12 protein-coding genes are annotated in these 24,608 nt (G+C 48.4%); all 12 read left to right on the forward strand.

Annotated features, from left to right (window positions below):
• Positions 1 to 665 precede the first annotated feature (665 nt).
• The 12 genes from SPB21_RS05300 to SPB21_RS05355 all read left to right on the forward strand — a co-directional run bounded on the left by SPB21_RS05300 (position 666) and on the right by SPB21_RS05355 (position 24,606).
• Positions 666 to 2,531, forward strand: a complete 1,866-nt coding sequence (locus tag SPB21_RS05300) for an AAA-like domain-containing protein (RefSeq protein ID WP_163703117.1) — start codon at positions 666 to 668, stop codon at positions 2,529 to 2,531.
• 82 nt (positions 2,532 to 2,613) lie between these two features.
• Positions 2,614 to 6,012, forward strand: coding sequence for a GAF domain-containing protein (locus SPB21_RS05305; RefSeq protein WP_163703116.1), 3,399 nt, complete (start codon positions 2,614 to 2,616; stop codon positions 6,010 to 6,012).
• 701 nt (positions 6,013 to 6,713) lie between these two features.
• Positions 6,714 to 7,922, forward strand: coding sequence for a HupE/UreJ family protein (locus SPB21_RS05310; RefSeq protein ID WP_499865829.1), 1,209 nt, complete (start codon positions 6,714 to 6,716; stop codon positions 7,920 to 7,922).
• A gap of 59 nt (positions 7,923 to 7,981) precedes the next feature.
• Positions 7,982 to 9,088: an ornithine cyclodeaminase family protein gene (locus tag SPB21_RS05315; RefSeq protein WP_499865830.1), complete on the forward strand. Its 1,107-nt coding sequence runs from the start codon at positions 7,982 to 7,984 to the stop codon at positions 9,086 to 9,088.
• 30 nt (positions 9,089 to 9,118) lie between these two features.
• A complete protein-coding gene (locus SPB21_RS05320) occupies positions 9,119 to 10,267 on the forward strand; it encodes an acyl-CoA dehydrogenase family protein (RefSeq protein ID WP_490793279.1) in 1,149 nt (382 codons plus the stop codon).
• A 9-nt stretch (positions 10,268 to 10,276) separates the two neighbouring features.
• The gene (locus SPB21_RS05325; RefSeq protein WP_499865831.1) at positions 10,277 to 11,935 is read left to right on the forward strand and encodes an amino acid adenylation domain-containing protein; all 1,659 of its coding nucleotides are present in this window, start codon (positions 10,277 to 10,279) and stop codon (positions 11,933 to 11,935) included.
• 92 nt (positions 11,936 to 12,027) lie between these two features.
• Entirely contained in the window at positions 12,028 to 12,267 is a 240-nt protein-coding gene (locus SPB21_RS05330; RefSeq protein WP_023070732.1) for an acyl carrier protein, read from the forward strand.
• 2 nt (positions 12,268 to 12,269) lie between these two features.
• The gene (locus SPB21_RS05335) at positions 12,270 to 17,744 is read left to right on the forward strand and encodes an amino acid adenylation domain-containing protein (protein ID WP_499865833.1); all 5,475 of its coding nucleotides are present in this window, start codon (positions 12,270 to 12,272) and stop codon (positions 17,742 to 17,744) included.
• Entirely contained in the window at positions 17,744 to 20,569 is a 2,826-nt protein-coding gene (locus SPB21_RS05340) for a non-ribosomal peptide synthetase (protein WP_499865835.1), read from the forward strand. Before SPB21_RS05335 ends, SPB21_RS05340 begins: the two co-directional genes overlap by 1 nt.
• A gap of 1 nt (position 20,570) precedes the next feature.
• Complete coding sequence (locus SPB21_RS05345) at positions 20,571 to 21,296, forward strand: methyltransferase domain-containing protein (RefSeq protein WP_499865837.1); 726 nt, start codon at positions 20,571 to 20,573, stop codon at positions 21,294 to 21,296.
• A gap of 2 nt (positions 21,297 to 21,298) precedes the next feature.
• On the forward strand, positions 21,299 to 22,675 hold the full coding sequence (locus SPB21_RS05350; protein WP_499865839.1) for a glycosyltransferase: 1,377 nt from the start codon (positions 21,299 to 21,301) through the stop codon (positions 22,673 to 22,675).
• Positions 22,672 to 24,606: a condensation domain-containing protein gene (locus SPB21_RS05355; protein WP_499865840.1), complete on the forward strand. Its 1,935-nt coding sequence runs from the start codon at positions 22,672 to 22,674 to the stop codon at positions 24,604 to 24,606. Before SPB21_RS05350 ends, SPB21_RS05355 begins: the two co-directional genes overlap by 4 nt.
• Positions 24,607 to 24,608: the final 2 nt, after the last annotated feature.

Here is a 24,608-nt window from a genome sequence, read left to right on the forward strand (position 1 = left end):
TTCATTTAACCTACCCTTTTCAGTCTTAATGTCAATCTTACTTGGTTTGATGAATATATTTGCTCTTTGCATTAGCGTTTCTTTTGATAAACGATAATAATTTCGTCATCCTGACCGCCGAATAGGTCGATTACCTTTTCGATAGATAGCTAAGATGGTTTGGGTTTGGCCGTGCTGGCATTGACCCTTTTGAAAAGCAGTAATAGCCGGAGAAAAACAGAGAAATATCAAAGAACAGGTGCCATTTATGTTCTCCTCCCAGGTGCGGCTGCTTGACACTGTAATGGGGCACTATGCTTGCATTGGGCTATTTAATACTGGCGCTGCACAGGCGTTTGCTTAAGTCTATAGTTTGGCTCGAATCATGGGCCAAGGCTACAGGGGAGTAACCCCATGGCTAGTCCAGTATTTTTGTGCTATCTGACTATCCCCGTCACCCTTAGTATCTGGCGTTAAGCTCTGGAGTGTAACCAGAAAAGCTCACAATCTGGGGAAAAATTTGCTAAGTATAGGATAGCTGCTCAAACGCTCGCTTCATCTAAACCTCATAAAACCTCAGCAAAGCCCTCCAAACCTCCACATTAGCTTTGTCAGAAAATAAACAGCGGGGTAACTTAGGACTGTGCATCCCCTGCCTCGACTACCTACCATGATTCGTCACTCCCATGCTCAGCAGCGATTTTGCTATGGATGCAGATGCAGCCTTGGAATTTGTTGATCGATTAGTCTATGCCAAGACAGAAAAACGACTTAATGACCTAGAACGTCAGGTTTTTCTGGGTTCGTGGCATGGAAAAACCTATGAGGAAATTTATCCGTTTAAGGCAGAATACATTGAGAAGTCTGTCGGCTATCGACTTTGGCATAAACTCTCCGATGTTTTAGGGGAAAAGATTACTAAAAAACGCCTGAAAGGATGTGTTGAACGGGCAATTAAACAACAGAAACAGATTGCCATTATTTATCGACAACAAACGCCAGATGCTCAGATCGCTGAGATTTTAAGCCGGGCGGTTCAACCAGTAGGCCATTCTTTTTCAGCTAATTTAGATACGGTATCCAGTACAGGCGGTAGCTGGGCTAGCCAGCTGGAGGCAAAGCTGATCTGCTGCAGCCACTTTATTTTGGTGTTGTCATCTCAAATGGCGATGAGTGAGATGGTCATTGAGATTTTGCAACGCATTTGGGACCATCATGTTAGTTACTACAGCCATAAACCGTGGTTGTTAGTGCTGCATGTATGTACAGAGTCACCATTTCCTTTAAATCATGACCTGCGTAATTATCTAGCGCAGGCTCGACAGTATAGCTGGGTGAAGCCCAACGATGAGCAACGACTGGTTCGAGATCTCGTACAAATTATTCAGGTTGGCAAACCGCCCATAGTGGGTACTGCTAAGGTTAGCTCTACAGAAAAAACAATTGAAAGTCCATCATTATGTTCTGCTGATGTAGAGCGGTCTGAATCCTCTCTGCCTGCCCCACGGCCTGTTGCAGATCCAGAGCTACCCAGGGGGCAAGTACGCCTGGCTTCTGCCTTTTACATTGAACGCAATCCTCAAGACGTGCTGTGTTATGAAGAAATTTTCAAACCAGGGGCTCTGATTCGCATTAAGGCCCCACGCCAGATGGGTAAGACATCTCTGATGGCTCGGATTTTGTCTAAAGCGCGCGAGCAGGGATATCAAACGATTCCCCTTAGCTTTCAGCATGCGGACCAGGAGATTTTCAATAGCCTTGATAAGGTGCTGCGCTGGCTATGTGTGCGTGTGGCTCGCAAACTAAATCTTCCGCCTCGGCTAGAGGATTTTTGGACGGACACCTATGGCAGTAAGGATAACTGTACGGCTTATTTTGAGGACTATCTGCTGCCTGAAATTACCACACCTCTGGTGTTGGGGATGGATGAGGTTGATCGGGTGTTTCATTATGCCAATATTGTAGATGACTTTTTTGGACTATTGCGGGCCTGGTATGAAGAAGCGGGTTATGGCATGGCAGGCAGCAGTCTTTGGGAAAAATTACGGTTAGTGGTGGTGCACTCGACGGAGGGCTATATTCCTCTGGATATTAACCAGTCGCCGTTTAACGTCGGTCTGCCCATTGAACTGCAGGATTTTAATCTAGACCAGGTGACCGATCTGGCCTGTCGTCACGGATTGAATTGGACAGCTGAGCAGCTTGAACAGCTGATGACGTTGATTGGTGGTCATCCGTATCTTGTGAGATTTGCGTTTTATCACATTGCTCAAAAGCGCCTCACCTGGAAGCAGCTTCTAGAAAGTGCGCCAACAGAATCTGGCATTTATGGTGACCATCTGCGCCGCCATTTGTGGGTTTTACATCGTAATTCTGTTCTGGCTAATTCATTTAGCCAGGTGCTGGTTCGACATGAACCCGTTTGTCTGGAATCGGAATGTGCTTTCAAGCTTCACAGTCTTGGATTAGTAAAACTGGAAGGCAATGGCGTTGTTCCTCGCTTTGAATTGTATCGTCAGTACTTTAGTGGCCGTTTGAAGGTGATTGTCTAAAGGGGATTATCTAGAGGGAATGGTCTGAAGCTGTGATCAAAGAGATGACAGGCTTGTGTGTAAATGAGGGGGTGATATAGGTATGAAATATAAGGTTGGAGGACATTTACCTCTGGATGCTCCAAGCTATATCGTGCGGGAAGCAGATGAGGCGCTTTATCAAGCATTGAAAGCGGGCGAGCTGTGTTATGTGTTTAACTCTCGCCAAATGGGGAAGACCAGTCTGCGGGTGCGTACACTTTATCGTTTGCAACAGGTTGGTGTTGCCTGTGTGGCCATTGATCTGAACAAGATTGGTAGTCGAGATATTACGGCTCAACAGTGGTATGCCGGTATTATGCGGCGTTTAGTGACCAGTTTTGACCTGCCTGTCAATCTGCGTCAGTGGTTAAAAGAGTATGACTATCTATCACCGGTAAAGATACTCAACGAGTTTATAGAACAGATATTGTTAGATAATGTTACCCAGCCAATTGTTATCTTTATTGATGAGATTGACAGCATGCGGCGCTTGCCGTTTGAGACCGATGATTTTTTTGCCTGTATTCGTTCTTGTCTCGATTCGGGGCAGCTAACGTTTGCGCTGTTAGGGGTCACGACACCCTCTGATTTGATTACAGATAAGTATTGCACCCCCTTTAATGTGGGACGGGCTATTGATCTGCATGGGTTTACGTTTCAAGAAGCCCGCACCCTGGCCAAAGGATTGGTTAATGCTGAACGTCCAGAGGTGGTGCTGAAATGTATTTTGAACTGGACGGGGGGACAGCCGTTATTGACTCAGAAGCTATGTCAGGTCATTACGGCTGAGAATGAGCCGATTACGGCAGGGCAAGAACGGCGCTATGTGGAAGTTTTGGTGGAAGCTCGCGTTTTAGATAACTGGGAAGTTCAGGATGAGCCACCTCATTTAAAGACAATTCGCGATCGCTTGCTAAATATTGAGAAACGAACGGGACCGTTATTACAGCTGTATGAGCGGATTCTCAAAGATCGGTATGTCTCTGCCGATGACAGTGGTGAACAGTTAGAGCTACAGCTGGCAGGACTGGTGGTAAAACGGGGTGAACAACTGCGTGTTTACAATCGGATTTATGCCACGGTCTTTAATAACCAATGGGTGCAACGGGTTTTGTCTAACGTTTACGAGGAGTTTATGAAAACTGTCTCTAAACAAGAGCAAAAACTTTTGTCCATGCTCAATGTCATGGAGGGTAAGGGGTTTGACTATATCCTTAATGAGATTTTGAGTGATATTACCTTGAAAATGAGTGTGTTGTTGAGTGCCGACCGCACGACAATATTCTTCATTGATCCAGAGAAAAATGAGCTGTGGTCCATTGAAGCCAATAGCGGTGATATCAAATACCCTACGATTAAGATTTTGACCAATGAGGCGAGTGCAGGCCAGCTGACAGAATTTCAACAGTTTATTCAAGCTACTCAAGGGTCTGCTCGTGAAGCCGAGAACTATATTACGTATAATGATTTATTTTTTTCTTTGCCTCAATCTCAAGGGCATTTGATCGCGTTTGTTCATTTAGTGAATAAGCTCAAACTCTCCCATAATCCAACCGCCCCCTTAGAAGAACGCGTTGATTTGGTGGGCTTTAACCAAGAAGATCAGGTGCAATTAAGGGACTATGCTGAACCGATTCAACGGATTTTAGAACAGTGTCATTACTGTTATCGTCTTACCCAGCGCATACAAACATCTGAGGCCCTGACGGAAGCGACAACATCCGTGTCCCAGAGTAGTCTCAATCCTGATGAAATTATTGGGCGGGTGATTGATGCAGCCAAGCGATTGATGAATGCTGATCGGGTGACTCTGTGGTTGGTTGACCCTGAAAGTCAAGAACTTTGGTCGAATATTCCCTTTGAAAATGGTGAGGTCAAAGAAATCCGCATTCCCATTGGTCAGGGCTATGCAGGAATGGTGGCGCAAACGGGAGAACCTTTAAATATTAGCTTTGACCTATATGACCATCCTCAGTCTGAGCGGGCTAAGTTGACGGATCGGCGGACGGGCTATCGTACCTGTAGTTTGCTGTGTATGCCGGTGTGCGATCGCAACGGCCAGCTCCTCGGCGTCACCCAACTGATCAATAAACGCCGCCAGGGTGATTTCCCTCCTTACGATCCCAGTACCTGGCCTGAGCCCCCTGCCTGTTTTCAGGCCAGTTTTGACATTACTAGCCAACAACATATGGAGGTCTTTAATACCCAGGTGGGTATTGCCCTGCAAAATGTTCAGTATTTTAACGAACTTGAACGTCAGTCGGCCTATCCTCGTAATGTTGTCAGCAGAACCCTGGAATTGTTAAATCAGGTCATGGACAAACAGGGTTTCGATGAGATTTTAGACACCACCCTGCGTTCTATTACCCTTAAATTGGGCCAGTCGTTGGGAGCCGATCGGACGACCATTTTTCTATTTGACTCCGACCGTCAGGAATTTTGGTCCATTGTGGCAGAAACCGATAGCGAAGCCAATGATTTGGAAATTCGGGTGCCTCTCAACCAGGGCATTGTAGGAGAGGTTGCAGCCCACCATCGAATGATTAATATCCCCTACGACTTTTATGGCGACCCACGTTCAGCGTTTGCCCAAGAGCAAGAGCTAAAAATAGGCTATCGAACGTACACGTTGTTATCTTTACCCTTGATCAATCATCGGGGTGAGTTGATTGCCGTGGTGCAGCTCTTGAACAAATTATTGCCCTATTTGAACCCAGATTTACCCTTAGAAGAGCGCATTGATCGTCAGGGGTTTACGGCAGAGGACATTGAAACTGTTAATGCTAGCTCCGCTGCCATTCAGATTATATTGGAGAGCTTCTTTTCGTACCATAAGACATCGCGGGGGCAGCGGGTGGCGGCCACGTTGATGGGGGCGGTGCGTTCCTGCGATTTTAATACAGCTGAGCCAGAGGAGATATTGGGGCGAATTATTGATGCGGCTAAAGAACTAATGAGTGCAGATCGGGGCACCTTGTGGTTGTTGGATTGCGATCGCAATGAACTCTGGAGCCGCATCCAGTTTGATAATGGTCAGGTGGAAGAAATTCGACTCCAGATCGGTGAAGGATTTGCAGGAGAAGTGGCTAAAAGCCGTGACCCCTTAAACATTCCCTTTGACCTGTACGACCATCCGGCCTCTGAACGAGCAAGGAATACTGACGCTAGCAGCGGCTATCGTACCTGTAGTCTACTTTGTATGCCGATTCTTAATCAAGACGGTGAGTTGATTGGTGTGACCCAGCTGATTAATAAACAGAAAGCAGGGCACTATCCTGAGTTGCCGCTGGTGTACGACCAACCCGTGCCAGAATTGTATCGAACTAGTTTTGATGATAGCGATCAAAAGTGTCTCTATATCTTTAATAATCAGGTGGGAATGATCATTCAGAACGCAGAGCTATTGGCTGCCGTACGACAACAGGAGCAGATTCTGAGAGAGAATTTGTCCAAGCAGTGACGTCTCAGGGTCTTCGACAAAGCTCTATAAAACTGACTATTGGCTCTTGCAAGCGTCTTATATTACACAAGGCAGATATTGACGCGGAAGAAATAACTCAATATTTCAATATGTTTCGAAATAGTTCCAATATGTCTTAACGTAATGTTTTGAGATTCCTGGCAATTTCTTCCATAGGGCTAAAGACCCACCCTAACACTTAGGACTTTCGCCTCATGCTTTATTGCCTAAAGCTTGTTTAGATTTAGACTAATACTGTTGACCATAAGACTTATATACTGTCTGTTTTGCTGACTACAAGAATAATCTCACAATATATTCATAAAAACTGTTTTGAACTGTTGGAATAGTTACTGTATGGTGACACCATTGTCTTCATGTTAACTTCAAATAAAGTTTATGTGAGCTTTAAAACCAGTTTTCATACCTTTCCGTACTATCCATAGAAAATCTTTGATTTGTTGGACTATCGGAATAACGGTCTATATCTATGATGTTTTGAGAACAGTAAATCTAATGTATAGTTCTTGGGGAAGCACTAAGCGGGACTTGTGTGGAGATTCTAGACATTAACTGGTCTCTGATTAGTTGAGGTTTGGGAATTAGTTAGGTTTAAGACAGAATTCAGTGTTTTTTCATATTCACGAGATATTTTAAGGAGAGGTCATTTTGACCTAGCAAGAGTCATGCTTGGTAAGCTGATGCGATCTACCGCAGCCAGAGTTTTACTGGCTACTTTGGCCTGTTTGTTGTGTGTTGTTAGCTCATCTTTATTGCCGAGTGCGTCAGCACATAATTTAGGGCAAAGCTATGTCTACTTTCAAATTAGGGAAGATGCTGTCTCGACACGGGTAGAAATGCCCGTTAAAGAATTAGATGAGGTACTTGAGCTGGGGCTTGCTAGTAAAAAGAAGGTTCGTAGAGGAGATATTGAACCTCACATAGAGCAGATTAGAGCCTATGTAGATGAACATCTAACCCTTGACTGTTCTCCTCTGGCATGTAACCTTACATTCCAAGAGTATGGATTCCTGAACACCACATTTGCCCAGTTTCTGACGCTTGAGTATACCTTAGAGGGTTTTCAGACTACGCCTGAGGCTATTGATGTTACCTACGATGTGATTCTAGAGCAATTACCGCAGCATACAAATATGTTGCTGGTGGAAGAAAACTGGATGACTGGAACCTTCCAAAATGAGTCTACGCCGCTAATGATATTTAGACAACCGGGGCAGACTCAGACTTTAGATCTAACATCCGGTAGTCTGTGGCAGGGCTTTTCGGCGGTCGTTCATCTTGGGGTAATACATATCGTAGAAGGTATTGACCATGTTCTCTTTTTAGTTGCTTTATTGCTGCCATCGGTGTTGAGGCGACGAGACGATTCAATGTGGCAGCCAGTGGGCAAGTTTTCAACTGCGTTTGTGTACATTATCAAGATTGCTACGGCCTTTACGATTGCCCACAGTATTACGCTCTGCCTGGCTACATTACAGATTGTACAGGTGCCTTCTCGCATAGTGGAGTCTATTATTGCGGCGTCCATTGGTCTAGCTGCGGTGGATATTTTTTATCCCATCTTTCGGGGACGCTCATGGTTAATCATTTTTCTCTTTGGGTTATTCCATGGATTTGGATTTGCCGATGTGCTGGCAGAATTAGGGGTGACCAGTCAAAACGCGGCCCTATCCTTGTTTGGATTTAACCTGGGTGTGGAAATTGGGCAATTGATGATTATTGCTGTAGTCTTTCCAGTGCTCTATTTGTTGCGAAACCAACAATTTTATCCCAGTTTTGTCATGAAAACAGGAGCTTCGATGCTGGGGGTAATGTCACTCTATTGGTTTATAGAACGGGCGTTTGATGTCAATATTCGAGTTTTACCAGTGCTACAGGGTCTGTTTTAGGGTGGCTAGTGGGGTGAAGCATCATTTTTTAAGATGGTAAGTTGGCAAACAGGTTTTCCATGGTTTCTTTGGCGCAATCTAGCATGGTTGATAACGTCGTTGTGGTTTCTAAGTCACCGTTACAAACGCTGATACTCACGGTAGAGGATACCCGACGAATTGTTGAGTATGTGGGTTTAGATGTCCTGATGGATGAGACGATTACTCGCCTCACCCAGGCATTTGAATACTTCGATCCTGCAAAAACTGTGGTGCCCGTGCGTACTGGGTTCAGCTATGAGCAACCCCATGTGGGTTTAGTGGAATGGATGCCGCTATTCGAAAAGCATCGTCAGATTGTGATCAAAGCGGTGGGATATCATCCCCAGAATCCGAGCTTGCATAACCTACCGACGGTCCTTTCCACGGTTTCTGCCTATGATCCGGCGTCGGGGCATTTGTCTGCGGTGATCGATGGTACATTTCTGACGGCGTTGAGGACAGGAGCGGCATCTGCGATCGCAACCCAACTCCTCGCCTCATCCAACAGTCAAGTCCTTGGCCTGATTGGTGCAGGAGCCCAAGCCGTTACACAACTTCATGGTCTCTCTCGCTGCTTTGATCTTAAGAAGGTGCTCATTTTCGATAGCGATCCAGCCGTGAGTCAATCATTTGCTGAGCGTGTGGCATGTTTGGGGTTAAACCCTTTAGAGATTTGCCAGGCAGACGTTGCTGATATTGTTGCCGCAGCTGATATCCTCTGCACAGCAACATCCGTGGATGTGAATGATGGACCGGTCTTTCCCGATCAAAATCTGAAACCCTGGCTGCACGTTAACGCAGTGGGGGCTGATTTTCCTGGTAAGTTTGAGGTACCCTTAAGTCTTTTAGAGCGCAGTTTTGTGTGTCCTGATTTTCGAGATCAGGCCATTCGCGAAGGCGAATGTCAGCAGTTTAAGAACCTGAAGCAGATTGGAGCTGAGCTATCTAACGTAGTCAAGCATCCAGCCCAGTATCGTCACCATCAGCAACAGACCACGGTTTTTGATTCCACCGGATTTGCCCTTGAGGATCAGGTGGCCATGAATATGCTGCTGGACTATGCAACTGAGCTGCAGGTCGGTACCTTAGTTGAGCTAGAAAGCGCCACCGCTGAGGTCAAAAATCCCTACAGTTTTGTCCTGTAATCTACCCACATCTCGCCCCCAAGATTTGTCATGGATTTTTCCTGGTCAGACGAACAACTCGCTTTTAAGAATCGTGTCATTCAGTTTGCGCAAAAGAACCTCAATGGTGACATGGTTGAGCGCGACTACCATGGCAAATTTTCCTGGGAGAACTGGAAAAAATGTGCTGAGTTTGGTATTCAAGGCATGTGTATGCCGGAAGACTATAGTGGATCGCCTGCCCTGGACATTATGACAGCAGTGCTGGCGATGGAAGCCCTCGGCTATGGCTGTGAAGATAATGGCCTTACCCTGGGTCTGAATGCCCAGATGTGGACGGTGCAGATTCTTTTGCAGCAGTTTGGGACTGATGACCAAAAGCAACGATATTTGCCACGACTATGTCGAGGTGAATGGATCGGTGTGCATGCCTTATCTGAACCCAATGCTGGGTCAGATGTTTATAGTCTAAAGACCCATGCCCAAAAGTGTGACGGGGGCTATGTGCTCAACGGCAGTAAAAAGTTCGTTACCTGTGCTCCTATCTGTGATTTGGCCCTGGTATTTGCCACCATTGATCCGAGTCTAGGCAAGTGGGGGGTGACGGCTTTTCTGGTGGAGCGGACAGCGGCGGGTTTTTCCACGGGGCCAGTCAAGGAGAAAATGGGTCTACGCACAGTGCCCTTTGGAGAGATTTTCTTTGAAGACTGTTTTGTTCCCGAAGAAGATCGTCTGGGGCCGGAAGGAGCCGGGTTTAGTTTCTCCCATAGTTCGCTGGAGTATGACCGTTGTTTTAACCTGGCCAGCGAGCTAGGCACCATGGAGCGTCAGCTAGAGAAGACGGTTGAGTATGCCAAAGCGAGGGAACAGTATGGTCAACCCATTGGTAAGTTTCAGTCTGTGTCGAATCGAGTGGCTGATATGAAACTGCGGCTGGAGACGGCGCGGCTGTTGCTGTATAAGGTGGCTTGGTTAAAAGAACGCGGGCAACCGGCCATGCTTGAGGCGGCATTGCTCAAACTTTATCTGAGCGAGTGTTTTGTGGCCTCAGGGTTAGATGCGGTGCGGATCCATGGCGGTAATGGCTATCTCACGGAGTATGGGGTGGAACGAGATTTACGGGACGCCATTGGCGGGGTGATTTATGCGGGCACCTCGGATATTCAGCGCAACATTATTGCGCGCTCATTGGGATTGTAGGAGGTGGATATGATTTATTTGTTGTCTCAAATTTTAGATCACTCTGCCGAGCAGTTTTCTGAGCGCGAAGCATTTCGTTGTGATGGTGAGAGTCTTACCTATGGCGAACTGTTGCGGCGTGCAAATGGGTTGGCCCATAAGCTGGTTGATCTGGGGGTAAAGCGGGGAGACCGGGTAGGGATTTACTTGCATAAGAGTTTGGAGAGTGCGATCTCAATCTATGGCATTTGGAAAGCCGGTGCTGCCTATGTGCCGCTTGATCCGAGTGCGCCTGTTGCCCGTACAGCCTATGCCATTAACCATTGCGGTATTCGTCACCTGATTACCCAGAAATCAAAGCGGATGCGGATGCCGGATTTGTTAGATACGCTGGTGGGAGAGGCCCATGGTGTGGGCATGCATGGGAGCAGAGCCCATGGAATTAGGGCACGCAGCGGTGCACCCCTACAGTACATCATTGGTTTGCCAGAAACATTTGCCCTGGAACAGGCTGTGGACCATTGTGACTGGTCAGATATTCTACCCAGCGATACGCCACCGTCGGTGCTCACCATGGAGCAAGACCTGGCTTACATCATGTATACCTCTGGTTCTACGGGCACTCCTAAAGGAATTATGCATACCCATCGCAGTGGTCTAAACTATGCGCGCATGGCGGCCCATACCTATGGTTTAACCCACGAAGACCGTCTGGGTAATCACTCGTCACTTCATTTCGACATGTCTACCCTGGACTACTTCTCCGGGCCGTTGGTAGGGGCGACAACGGTGATTATCCCTGAAGCCTATATGAAAATGCCTGCTAGTCTTTCGCAGTTGGCCCAGGATGAAGCGTTAACCATTTGGTACTCGGTACCGTTTGCGTTAATCCAGCTACTGTTGCGGGGTGTGCTAGAAGAGAGAGATTTAAGCTCACTGCGCTGGGTGTTGTTTGGTGGAGAGCCCTACCCGGCAAAATATATGTATGGGTTGATGGAACGTTTGCCCCAGGCACGTTTTAGTAATGTGTATGGCCCAGCAGAAATCAACCAGTGTAGCTATTACCATGTCCCTCCTTTGTCTGAGGGCCAGGCGATGCCTGATGAGGTGGCTCCCATTGGGCAAATCTGGGCTAATGCAGAGGAAATTGTGGTGGATGATATGGACAATCCAGTTATGTCAGGCGATGTGGGTGAACTGCTGGTGCGAACACCGACCATGATGATGGGTTACTGGCAGCGACCTGACTTAAATAAGAGTGCTTTTTACCGGACTGAAATTGCTCATCAGACGGCTGTGTTTTATCGCACAGGAGACTTAGTGCAGCAGTTACCGGACGGTAACTATCAATTTGTTGGCAGGAAAGATCGTCAGATTAAAACTCGGGGCTATCGCATTGAACTGGATGAGGTGGAAGCGGTTTTGGTGGGACACCCTGATGTGGAAGAAGCGGCGGCCTATGCGGTGTCGGCTGAGGCCGGTAGCTATCAAGTGGAAGCGGTGGTGATTCTGAAGGCCGAGGCTACCTTGAGTGATGGTGAACTGCTTAATTATGTGGGGGAACGATTGCCGGGGTATGCGGTGCCGAGGAGGATTGCGATCGCGACCGCATTCCCTAGAACGGGCACTGGCAAAATTGATCGACGGGCGTTGCAACAACAGGCGGAGAGGAGAGTTATTAGTTATTAGTTATTAGTTATTGGTTCTTAGTTCTTAGTTATAGAAATAAGGTGATTTCTCTTGGCGGGCAAACTTTAACTCAAAATTCAAGACTCACAGTGATGGATAACCAAGAAATTCTTAAACAATATATTAGTCAGACCCTGCTTAACGGTCGGATGCAGGTTGAGGCAGACGATGATCTCCTCGGTGAAGAGATTATTGACTCCATGGGAGTGATGCAGCTGGTGGCTTTTGTGGAAGATAAGTTTGGCTGTGATGTGCCCCAGTCGGACATCATCATCACTAACTTTAGGACCATCAAGGCCATTGATGCCTACCTTGCTAAGCGGAGCCTGTAATCATGACCGTTGTTGCAATGCCACTTCAATCCACTGCCGCCCAGTCTAATCTGACAACGGCCCAGCATCTGCTGTGGCTGGGGCAAAAGCTGGCACCAGAATCACCGCTTTACAACATGGCGTTTTTGTTTACGCTATCCGGTGAGATTGAGCCTGCTCATTTTCAGGCGGCATTCCAAGCATTGGTGGAACGCAGCGATGCTCTACGGATGGTGATTGAGGAAGTGGACGGTGTGCCGCAGCAGCGGGTATTGTCTCAACTGGATTATGAAGTGCCGGTGTTTGATTTCAGCGATCAAGGGAATCCCCAAGTAAAGGCATGTACCTGGGCAGAGAATCGTAGTCAGACACTGTTCAATTTATCCGAGAGACTTTTTGAAACAGCTCTAATACGTCTCAGTTCTAACTGTTATGCCTGGTATATCAGTCAGCACCATGTGATTACGGATATTCAGTCAGTTCAACTGATTTACCAAACAGTAGGAGACTTCTATCATCGTTCGATAGCGGGCAATTTGTCAGAGGCCCCAGCATTACCAGCATATAGTGATGTATCGTTGCCATCACCCTCGTCTCGCGCCATTGACTACTGGCAACAACAGCAGGCGAACTCAGTAGATCTTTACCATCGATCAGCAAGCCAGGTATCCCCTCGCACCCGCCGTGTTTCATGGGAACTAGGCCCAGAAAGAACGGCTGCATTGAAACAGCTGGCGATGAACTCGGATGCACGGGCGTTAACGCCCCAGCTGTCTCTGTTTAACCTGGTGGCTGGTATTCTGCTGGCCTATCTCCATCGGATTAGCGGCAGCAATCAAGTAGCATTTGCCACCCCTGCCCATGGTCGCACTACCGCACTGTTGAAAGAGACTATCGGCGTATTTATCGAACTGTTTCCTTTACAAGCTGACATTGAACCAGAGGAAACCTTTGCATCGCTGTTACGTAAAGTGAGTCATGCTAGCGGTGGTATGCTGCGCTATGCCCAGCCTGGTGTTAGCCAGTTTGCCCCCAGTCGTGATGTCAATGTGGTACTGAATTTTATCCACGCTAGGCTGTCGGATTTTGATGGTCGTCCAGTGTCTTCAGAATGGATTCATCCAGGGGCTGGCGATCCACGACATCATTTACGGCTACAGGTGCATGATTTTGATGATCGGGGCAGTCTGCAGCTACATTTCGACTTTAATTGTGACTTGTTTGAGCCAGAACTACAGGAACGGGCCACAGGCCATTTTCTGGCATTGGTGGATGCGGTGTTGGCTGATCTTAACCAACCCATTGCTGAGGTGGAGATTGTTAATGGGTCGGAAAAGACTCACCTTGTAGATCTGGGGAAGTGCGATCGCATTGACGTTACTCAAACCGTAGTGCAACAGTTTGAAAAACAGGTGGAGAGAACCCCAGATGCTGTTGCAATCTCTTGTAACGATGAAACTTTGACCTATAGTCAGCTGAATGCTCGAGCCAATCAGCTGGCCCACTATCTTCGACAGCAGGGTGTGATGCCCGAGATGCCCGTTGGCATCTGTCTGCGCCGTTCTGTTGAGATGCTGGTGTCTATCTGGGGAGTGCTTAAAGCCGGAGGAGCCTATGTGCCCATTGATCCCAGCCACCCCAATGAGCGCATTGCCCATATTCTGAGAGACACCCAGGTACGTTGGGTGCTGACCCAGTCTGAGTTTACGGTGCACCTGAACAGTCATGCCGTGAATATCCAGTTGGACACATTAGATTTAACGTCGCAGCCAAACAACAATTTAAATAATCCGTCTGGCATTAATCAGCTTGCTTATCTGCTCTACACGTCAGGGTCTACAGGCAAGCCTAAGGGCGTAGAAGTTGAACATCGTGGATTAGCCAACTACGTTAACTGGGCGATTCAACAGTATGTGAGAGGGAGAACCCTGGCGTTTCCCCTGTTCTCTCCTTTTACATTTGATCTAACGGTTACTTCTATCTATGTGCCTCTGCTCTCAGGTGGACAGGTGGTGATTTATCCTGAAGGGGATGAAGCTATTGATCTTTCGCTGCAGCAGATCTTCCAAGAGAATGTAGTAGATGTGATTAAACTAACCCCTTCTCACCTGTCCTTGGTGCAGGGCATGGCCATTGGCTCTCGGTTGAAGACGCTGATTTTAGGTGGGGAGGATCTGAAAACATCGTTGGCAGGTGCCATTGCCAATGCTAGTGACCATCCCCTTGAGATTTACAACGAGTACGGTCCCACAGAAGCTACGGTTGGCTGTATGATTCATCAATTTGAAATGGAGCCCGATGCGCCCACCTCTGTTTCCATTGGTAAACCAGCGGCAGGGTCGGAAATTTATCTTTTGGATGGACAGTTAAACCTGGTGCCCCAGGGAGCCGTAGGTGAAATCTTTATCGGTGGCCCTGGTCTGGCGCGGGGGTATCTCAATCGATCTGAATTAACGGCGGAACGGTTTGTTTATCGAGGTGATCAAAGACTGTATCGCACGGGCGATTTGGGTCGCTGGCAGGAAAATGGACAGCTAACGTACCTTGGGCGCGGTGACCGTCAGGTAAAGATTCACGGTACCCGCATTGAGCTAGGGGAAATCGAAGCGGCCCTGATGGACCATCCTGAAGTAAGTGCTAGTGCCGTTAGCTTAGTTCAGTCGGCTGGTCCTGTACAGGCTGGTCCTGTGACCTATTGCACTCGCTGTGGCATTGCCTCCAACTATCCTGGCATTACCTTTGATCACGAGGGTGTTTGTGATATTTGTCAAACCTATGAAACCTATCGCGATCGCACCGAGCAATACTTCAAGTCGATTGACGAATTCAAGTCTCGTCTAGAGAGAGCCCGTCAGCGCAAACAGGGTGAGTACGACTGTCTGATGCTGCTCAGCGGTGGTAAGGACAGCACCTATGCCCTGGCTCAGCTGGTGACCATGGGCTTCAAGGTGTTTGCCTTTACCCTCGATAACGGCTATATCTCTGAGCAAGCAAAAGATAACATTCGACGTGTTGTTAAGACTCTGGGTGTGGAGCATCAATTTGGCACCACACCGGCGATGAACGACATTTTTGTCGATAGCCTGAATCGCCACTGTAACGTGTGTAACGGCTGCTTTAAGACCATTTATACCCTGAGTATGCAGCTGGCTTACGAGCGGGGGATTCCGTGCATTGTGACGGGTCTCTCACGGGGACAGTTTTTTGAAACCCGTCTGACAGAAGAATGGTTTACGGAACTGTTTGGCCAGTCTGAGTTTGATGTAGACCAGATTGACGAGACCATTCTGGCCGCTCGCAAAGCCTACCATCGCACTGACGATGCCGTATCACAGCTGATGGATGTGGCGGTATTTCAAACCGATGACATTTTTGAAGCGGTGGAGATTATTGATTTCTACCGTTACTGCGATGTTGAGCTAGCAGAGATGCTCTCTTTCCTAAAGGAGCAGGTACCGTGGATTCGTCCGTCAGACACAGGGCGTTCTACCAACTGTCTGATCAACAATGTGGGCATTCATCTGCATACTAAGAAGCGTGGCTATCATAACTACGCTCTGCCCTACAGCTGGGATGTACGTATGGGCCACAAAACGCCAGAAGCGGCCATCGACGAACTCAATGATGAGATTGACGTGGCCGATGTGGAGAGAATTCTTCAGGAGATTGGCTACGAAGACGCGCAAATAAACAAAGCCCAGCTGGCGGCCTATTATGTGGGGCAGACCTCGACAGCAGACTTGAGACGCTTTTTAGCCCAGCGATTGCCCAGCAATTTGGTGCCCGCCTATTTTATTCAGCTGGAGCACATGCCCTTGACCGTGCATGGCAAGGTGAGCTTTGCAGCTCTGCCGGATCCAAAAGCCAGTCGTCCCGAGCTACAGGCAGAATTTGTTGCCCCTGCTACGGCTGTGGAGAAGACATTAGCCAAGCTATGGCAGCAGGTGCTGAAGGTGGATCGCATTGGCATCCACGACAACTTTTATGAGCTGGGCGGCGATTCGATTATGGCCATTCAAATTGCTGCCCGGATGTCAGAAGCTGGTTTTAGCTTATCTCCCAACCAGATTTTTCAGCATCCCACCCTGGCAAAGCTGTCTGCTGTAGTGGCCCCTGAGCATGAGCATATGGCCCCAGAAGATTTGACAGGGTTGATACCTCTCACTCCCATCCAGCAGGCATTTTTTGAGCAACAATCGCCAGAGCCAGAGCAGTTTACCCAGACAGTGGTTTTGGATGTGGCTGAAATATTAGACCTGCCAGTGTTGACATCTGCCCTGACAGCCGTGATAAATCATCACGATAGTTTACGGCTGACCTATACTCAAACCGATGCAGGCTGGGAGCAACGTTATGGTGAACCTGTGTCTGATGTGGCCACTATCGAAGTAGATGTCTCGGCACAGCCCCATCCTCAAGAAATCATTACTAAAACCATTGCCAAACTTCAGACCCAGCTTGACTTAACCAAAGGAGATCTTGTGCGAGCGGTTCTCTTTGATCTGGGTGACCGCCAGCAGCTAGGGCTGGTCATACATCACCTGGCGGTAGATGCCTTGTCTTGGCTGACGCTAATTCAAGATTTAGAGACGGCCTACCAGCAGATAAGCCAGGGTGAAGAACCTTCACTGCCATTGAAGACTAACTCTTTTAAAGCATGGGCGTATGGGCTTAAAGAGATCTCATTACCTCAATCAGAAATTGACTATTGGCTCTCTCAGCCTGACTCCGCTGCTCAGTTAGATGGTACTCCTCAGGCCGAAGCTACTGCTCGCACTGTTTCTCAACAGTTAAGTGATGACCTGACTCAAACCTTTCTGCAAACGTCTAGAGCGCGTCCTCAGGAACTGTTGTTAGCGGCTTTGACCTTAGCTGTCAAACAACACACTGAGCAACCTACGGTGCAAGTTGCCCTGGAAGGTCATGGACGAGAAGAATCTATCATTTCCAATATGCGCCTGGTGCGCACTGTCGGCTGGTTTACATCACTTTTTCCGGTCACACTGACGGCCCAAGCTGATCCTAATGAGACACTGAGATCTGTAAAAACGACTCTAGAACAGGTTCCTCAAAATGGTATTGGGCACGGTATTTTGCGTTATTTCCAAGATGTGGATGTTGCTAAACAGCCTCAGCCTGAGATTTTATTTAACTATCTTGGGACTCTAGAGCAGCTATTGCCACCCAAATCAATGTTCCGATTTGCTCAGCCATTACAGGTATCTCGGAGTCCAAGACAGATGAGATCGCACCCCCTAGACATCAGCGCCTTTATTAGAGAAGGCCAACTCCATATTGATTGGTGCTATAGCGGTCTAGGCGACTCTACAGCCCAGGCACTCGCTGATGGTGTAATGCAGCATCTCCAAACAATTCTGGAGGGACCAGGCAACAAGGTAACAGCTGCAGACTTTCCCCTGGCAAAGCTTAACAGCAAAAAGCTCGATAAGCTTTCAGCTTTGTTAAATAAGGCCGATCGTGCAGGAGGTCAGGGTTAATGGAAAATGTTGCCGATATCTATACGCTCTCGCCGGTACAGCTAGGTATGTTGTTTCACACCCTGGCCGACACCCAGGCTGGTGTTTATGTGAATCAATACACCTGTAAGCTCAGCGGTGATCTCCAGATAGAACTCCTACAGCAGGCGTGGCAACAGACGGTGGCACGGCATCCGGTTTTACGCACGGCATTTCTGTGGGACGGGTTGGATGAGCCGTTGCAGGTGGTTCGTGAGCAAGTGGAGCTGCCCTGGCGGTCATTGAACTGGCGTGGGGTAACGGATGCTGAACAGACGGCTAAGTTGGATGAGTTTTTAGAGTGCGATCGCACCCAAGGCTTTCACCTAGACCAGGCTCCACTGCTGCGCCTCACCCTAATTCACCTACGCGACAACGTCCATCAGTTTGTTTGGAGTTCTCACCACCTGCTATTTGATGGCTGGTCACTGCCCCTCATTTGGCAGGACATGTTGACCTACTACGGCGCGTTGCTTCAGGGAACCGTACCCCAGCTGCAGCCCACACGCCCCTACCGCGACTACATTGCCTGGCAGCAAGAACAGGATCCCAGTAAGGCTGAATCTTTCTGGCGAAAACAGCTTCAGGGTTTTGTTGAGCCCACACCGCTGCCTGCTGCTCGTTCTGCTGGCACATCTCAACACTACCAGCAACAGACACAATCCCTATCACCGTCTTTAACCACAGCCCTTAAAAATCTGGCGCGACAGTATCGGTTAACGTTGAATACCCTGGTTCAGGGAGCATGGGCATTACTGTTAAACCACTACAGCGGTGAGGACCAAGTGACCTACGGTTCGGTGGTATCGGGTCGTCCGGCTGCTCTGAGCGGTGTGGAAACCATGGTGGGATTGTTTATTAATACCCTACCTGTGCGGATAAGCATTGAGCCTGACCAAACTCTCATCGATTGGCTACGGTTGCGACAGCAACAGCTTTTCGACCTGCGACAGTACGAAACCACAGCCCTTACCGATATCCAACGCTGGAGTGATGTGCCCCAGGGCAGTCCCCTGTTTGAGAGCATTGTGGTGTTTGAAAACTATCCAGCGGCAGCAGTTACAGAACTGGGGTTTGATACCAGTGACGTGCGCTATTTGGAGCAGAGCAATTATCCGCTGGCGCTGCTGGTGGTTCCTGGTGAATCGCTGGAACTATTGCTTTTATTTGATTCGGGCAGGTTTGAGGAAGGTGTAGTCGCACACCTACACACCCATTTAGAACTGTTGCTGACTGCCTTTATCGAACAGCCTCAAAGCAAACTCGCTGATCTGCCCCGTCTCACACCAGCAGAACAGCAGCAGCTAACCACCTGGGAGACGATCGACTATCTCCGTAACTTAACTATTCACCAACTGATTGAAGCCCAGGTACAGCAAACACCAGACGCTCTAGCAGTTGTGTTTAAAGAGCAAACACTCACCTATGGCGAACTTAATCAACAGGCCGATCAACTGGCCAATCTGTTTCGCTCAAAAGGCGTTACCCCTGGTGATCGAATTGCCCTATGCCTAAAGCCGTCTCTAGACAGAATCATTAGTATTCTAGCCGTGCTCAAAGCAGGCGCAGCCTACGTACCCCTTGATCCAGCATATCCGGCTGAACGGCTGAAATACTGCCTAGAAGACACCAACCCAAAATTCTTGCTGACGCAGCGCTCAGTTATCCTGCCGCATACCTCTGTTTCTGTTCTTTATTTGGATGGGAATGGGAAGGTGCAAGGGCAGGCACAGGGGCAGGTACAAGACCAGCCCCTACGATCCCCCTATCCCCCTATCCCCTCATCCCCCTCTGCCTCCCCTGCTGGCCCTGCCCCTCAACCTCAAGACATCGCCTACATCATCTACACCTCTGGCTCCACCGGCACCCCCAAAGGCGTCATGGTCAGCCATCAAAATTTGGTGCATTCCACAACCGCCCGCACCCACGTTTACCCAGAACCCGTTGGCCGATTTCTGTTGCTCTCATCCATTGCCTTTGACAGTTCTGTTGCCGGTATCTTTTGGACGCTTTGTCAGGGAGGAACTCTGGTCTTACCGCCTGAGCGCATAGAGCAAGATTTGCAGCAGTTGGCTGATTTGATTGCTCACCAGCGAATTACCCACACACTCTGTGTGCCAACGCTGTATTCTTTGTTGTTGGAATCCGCTAATCCGCAACAGCTAGCTAAACTCCGCACGGTGATTGTGGCAGGTGAAGCCTGTCCGCGTACTCTTGTTCAGAATCACTATGCCAAACTGCCTGCTACGGAGTTGTATAACGAATATGGTCCCACTGAGATAACTGTGTGGTGTACAGCGTATCGCATTCCGACGCAGATTGAGCCCGGACCTGTGGCAATTGGTAAGGCGATTCCCAACACGCAAATTTATCTGCTGGATAAAGATTTGAATCCGGTTCCCATTGGGGCCATTGGCGAAATTTATGTCGGTGGTGATGGGGTGACGCAAGGATATTTGAATCAGCCGGAGAAGACGGCGTTGTCGTTTGTGATGCCGAAGGGTGGGCATTGCCCACCCTACAGGGGGCGATTGTATAAGACTGGCGATTTGGCCCGATATCGTTCCAACGGCACCCTGGAATGGTTAGGACGGTGTGACCGGCAGGTGAAAATTCGTGGATATCGGATTGAGCTAGGAGAGATTGAGGATGTTCTACAAGACCATCAAGCAATTCAGGAAGCCGTAGTTGTTGCTCGCAACACATTCCAGCCATCGGATGTCGATAGTTTAGTTTCTGCTCTTGCCTCTCTTCCTCTTGAGAAAACAGAGACATTATTAGCCAACGCAATGGGGGAGGGCTTTTAGCATGTTAATGAAGGAATCATGGTTAAAATACACTCTCGTTAGGGCTTTAAAGAAGCTCAAGCTTCGACGCGACAGTGCCCTAAAGCAAAGGCTATTAAAGGAAGGTCGAACCCGCTGGCTAGATATGGGTAGCCGCCGGTTTGAAGAGGGGTTTATGTGCTTGGATTTGGGCTCAGCTGATGGCCTATCTCCTGACCGTGCTGAAAGATATTATCAGGCCAATATCAGCCAGCTAGGAGAGGTCGATCGTGCGAAATTGGGGCAGTTTGATTTAGTTAGAATGCAGCATGTTTTTGAACATTTTAGCTTTGAGGAGGGGATAGACCTTCTAAAGTTCTGTTCTAGTATTCTGAAGCCAGATGGCTATCTATTAATCACAGTCCCAGACTTACGAATCCATATCAATGGGTATTTCACAAACTATCGTCACATGGATTATTTTGTGAAATACGCTCAGCGCAGAATTCCAAAAGATGCACCGCCAAGCTTTATTTTTTCATTCCATGCTCACCAATTTGGATATGCGCCAGTCGAAGAACCGGGTCAAGTCCATCGGTGGAGCTATGACTATGAGGGTCTTAAGTATCAGCTAGAGAGAGTTAATCAGTTTAAAAACATCAAACGCTTGGATTTGCTGAATCCTTGGGCTGCTGTTCCATTTACCCACAACATGCCCATTGAGGATCTGTGTGTGATTGCACAGAAGAACTCAATGGAGGGAGGGTGACAATGGCCCATATTGTTTGTATGACTGGAGGACTGATCGGCATTCTTAATGCCAGTTTTGCATTGGTGAAACAGCTGGAACAGGCTGGACATCGAGTCACCTATGCGAGCCCGGCTAAGCTACGGGAGTCGGTTACCGCCCAGGGTATTCCCTACGTGCAGCTCGATCCCTGGGTAATTCAAGCAGGTGAGCCGTCAATGGGTCGCTGGCGAAAGTGGCGAACACTGCGAGAACGACAGCAGCGAGCAGTTGATGCCCTCGGTGTGCAGAACTTTGTCGAGACTATACGCGAGCTGGCTCCAGACTTGCTGTTAATTGATATGGAGATGCATCCTCACATCATGGCGGCTGTCACTGGTCAGTTTTCGGTTGCGTTGCTATGTCAGTTTCTCTCTATTTGGAAGCGTCCTAATCTACCGCCCATTCATACTAGTATTGTGCCAGGTAAAGGACTGTCAGGACAGCGAATCTCCATTGAGTGGAGTTGGTGGCGCTATAGCTGGAGAAAATGGTGGGAATTCCAGCGAGAGCGCTGGCGGCGCATGGGCATTGATCGAGTCTCGATACTGCGCTGCTATGCACGACAGATCGGCTATCCCTGGCGTAATCAACGCGATCAGTGGTTAGTACCGTATCCCCACGGCTCACTACCCATTCTCTGTTTTAATGCGCTGGAACTGGACTTTCCCCATGACCCTCATTCCTCTATGAATTATGTTGGTCCTATGGTTTTAGAAAACCGTCAGGAGCCAAGGGTTGAGTCAGCAACAGAAACGGCTCTTTCACAACTTTTTGAGAAACATACGTCTGGTGAAAGATCTCTTATATATTGTGCCTGTAGTACCTTTGTAACGACCGATCAGCGATTTCTTCAACAGCTGATAGAGGCCGTCTCGGCTTGTCCAGAATGGGATTTGGTGTTGGGCTTGGGGGGAAAGTTGAGTTCTTGTAAACTACCAAACTTGCCACCTAATGTTTATGCCTTTAACTGGGTACCTCAGTTAACGATAATTCAGCATGCAGACTGTGTCATCAATAATGGCGGCATTAATAGCATTAATGAGTGTCTGTACTTTGGTGTGCCGATGTTGGTTTATTCCCTCAAGCATTTTGATCAAGATGGGGATGCAGCTCGTGTGGCTTACCACGGTCTGGGGATTGCTGGCGATATTGTTCAGGATCAATCAGCGAAAATACGCCAGTATATTCAGACCTTGCTGAGTGATCAGTCCTATAAAAAACAGGCCGAGCGCATGGGTGAGTGCTGTCATCGCTATGGCCACCGCGCCGCTCGGGTTGTTGAGTCTTTATTGGATTCTCAACGGGCAGAACGCGATTTCTTAGCTGTTAGCAACCAGCGGGGAGGAGGTGCATCATGACAAAAGATAACTATGGGGAACTACGTCAACGGGTGATGAAGCTCTCGCCAAGTCAGCGAGTGGCGTTAGCACAACAGCTGTCTCATTCTCCCCAACGGCTAGTTGCCTATGTGGTGCCTAAAACGAATGGAGATTCTCTAAATCCTTCTGCATTAAAGGATTTCCTCAAATCTAAACTGCCCAATTACATGGTGCCTGCGGCCATTGTTCCTTTAGAGATCCTACCGCGTACTGCCAATGGTAAGGTTGATCTTAACGCCTTGCCTGAACCAAAGATAGCTACCTCTAATGCAGGTGAGACTCCGCGCAATGCCATTGAAGAAACCCTAGCTCAAATTTGGCAAGATCTGCTGAGGCTCAGCGCCATTGGCATCCACGACAACTTTTTTGAACTGGGTGGAGATTCGATCCTGAGCATTCAAATTGTTTCTAGGGCACGAGAGGCTGGACTACGGCTAGCGCCTAACCAGCTGTTTGAACAGCCAACGATAGCGGAATTAGCGGCAGTCGTAAATATTACCCCTGAAGTGGCTGCCACCCAGGACGTGGTGACTGGAGAAGTACCCCTGACTCCGATTCAGCAGTGGTTCTTTGAGCAGGAGATGGAATCTGCACACCACTGGCATCAGGCAATGTTGGTGGAGGTGCCTGACGGGGTGAATAGTGAGATGGTGGAGGGTGCGATCGCAACCCTCTGGACCCACCATGATGCCCTTAGGCTGACCTTCCCTAACCAACAAATCAACGCTGATGCCAGCAGCCCACCACAGCTAGTTCAAATAGATCTCACACACTTGAGTGAATCTGAGCAAGTTCAGGCGATTGCTGATCACGGCACTAAGCTGCACAAAGATGTGAATTTAGCCGCAGGTGGCCTCATGCGGACAGCTCTGTTCATGCGCGATACAACCCAACCGGACTGGCTACTGCTTAGCTTGCACCATCTGGTAGTCGATGCTGTTTCCTGGCAGATTCTTCTGGGTGACTTATCGACACTGCTAGGTGGGACTGCACAACTACCTGAGAAGACAACTTCGTTCAAGACCTGGTCTGAAACACTGAGGGCGGCTACACAACAAGCCAAAGCTGACTTTTGGTTAACCCAGGTGGAAGAGTCTCCCATCCAATTGCGGCGTGATTATGATGACACAACATTATCTATAGAAGGAACAACGCAGACAGTTTCGGTTTCCCTGAGTGAAGAAGATACCCAGACATTACTCCAAACTGTTCCTGCTGTTTACAACACCCAAATCAATGATGCATTGCTGACTGCGTTGGCGCAGACGTTGTTGCAGTGGGTGGGCACAACATCAGGTACTGTCCGGGTGGAAGTAGAAGCCCATGGTCGAGAACAGATGACCCCTGAGATCGACGTATCGCGAACCGTAGGCTGGTTCACGACTACCTATCCAGTCAATCTACAGGTGAGAAATACTAAAGACTGTAGGGAGTCCCTTAAATCAGTCAAGGAGCAACTGCGGCAGATTCCTGATCGGGGTATTGGCTATGGAATGTTGCGCCATTTAGGAAATGAGACGATACGACAGAAATTGGCTCAAGCATCTGACTCCGAAGTCTTGTTTAACTATTTAGGTCAGCAAGATCTCTCATCTGCAGGTTTACAGGTAATCCAGGATATTGATGTTGGCACGCTGAGGGATCCACGAAACAGGCGTGGCTATCTACTGGAGATCAATGCCTGGGTCGCCAACGGACAACTGCAGGTCAACTGGCGTTATGACACCAAGATTCATCGACCAGACACCTTGGAAACCCTAGCTAATCAATACCGTAGTGCTCTGAAATCTCTTATTGTCCAATGCTCTGACACAGACATCGGCGGTTTTACACCATCCGACTTTCCTGACGCGGAATTTAATCAGACCGAACTAGACGACTTTATTGGCCAACTTACTGGGGAGGTATAACG

It is taken from the genome of Leptothoe sp. ISB3NOV94-8A (assembly GCF_043421595.1).
Taxonomy (GTDB): Bacteria; Cyanobacteriota; Cyanobacteriia; order Phormidesmidales; family Phormidesmidaceae; genus Leptothoe; species Leptothoe turfae.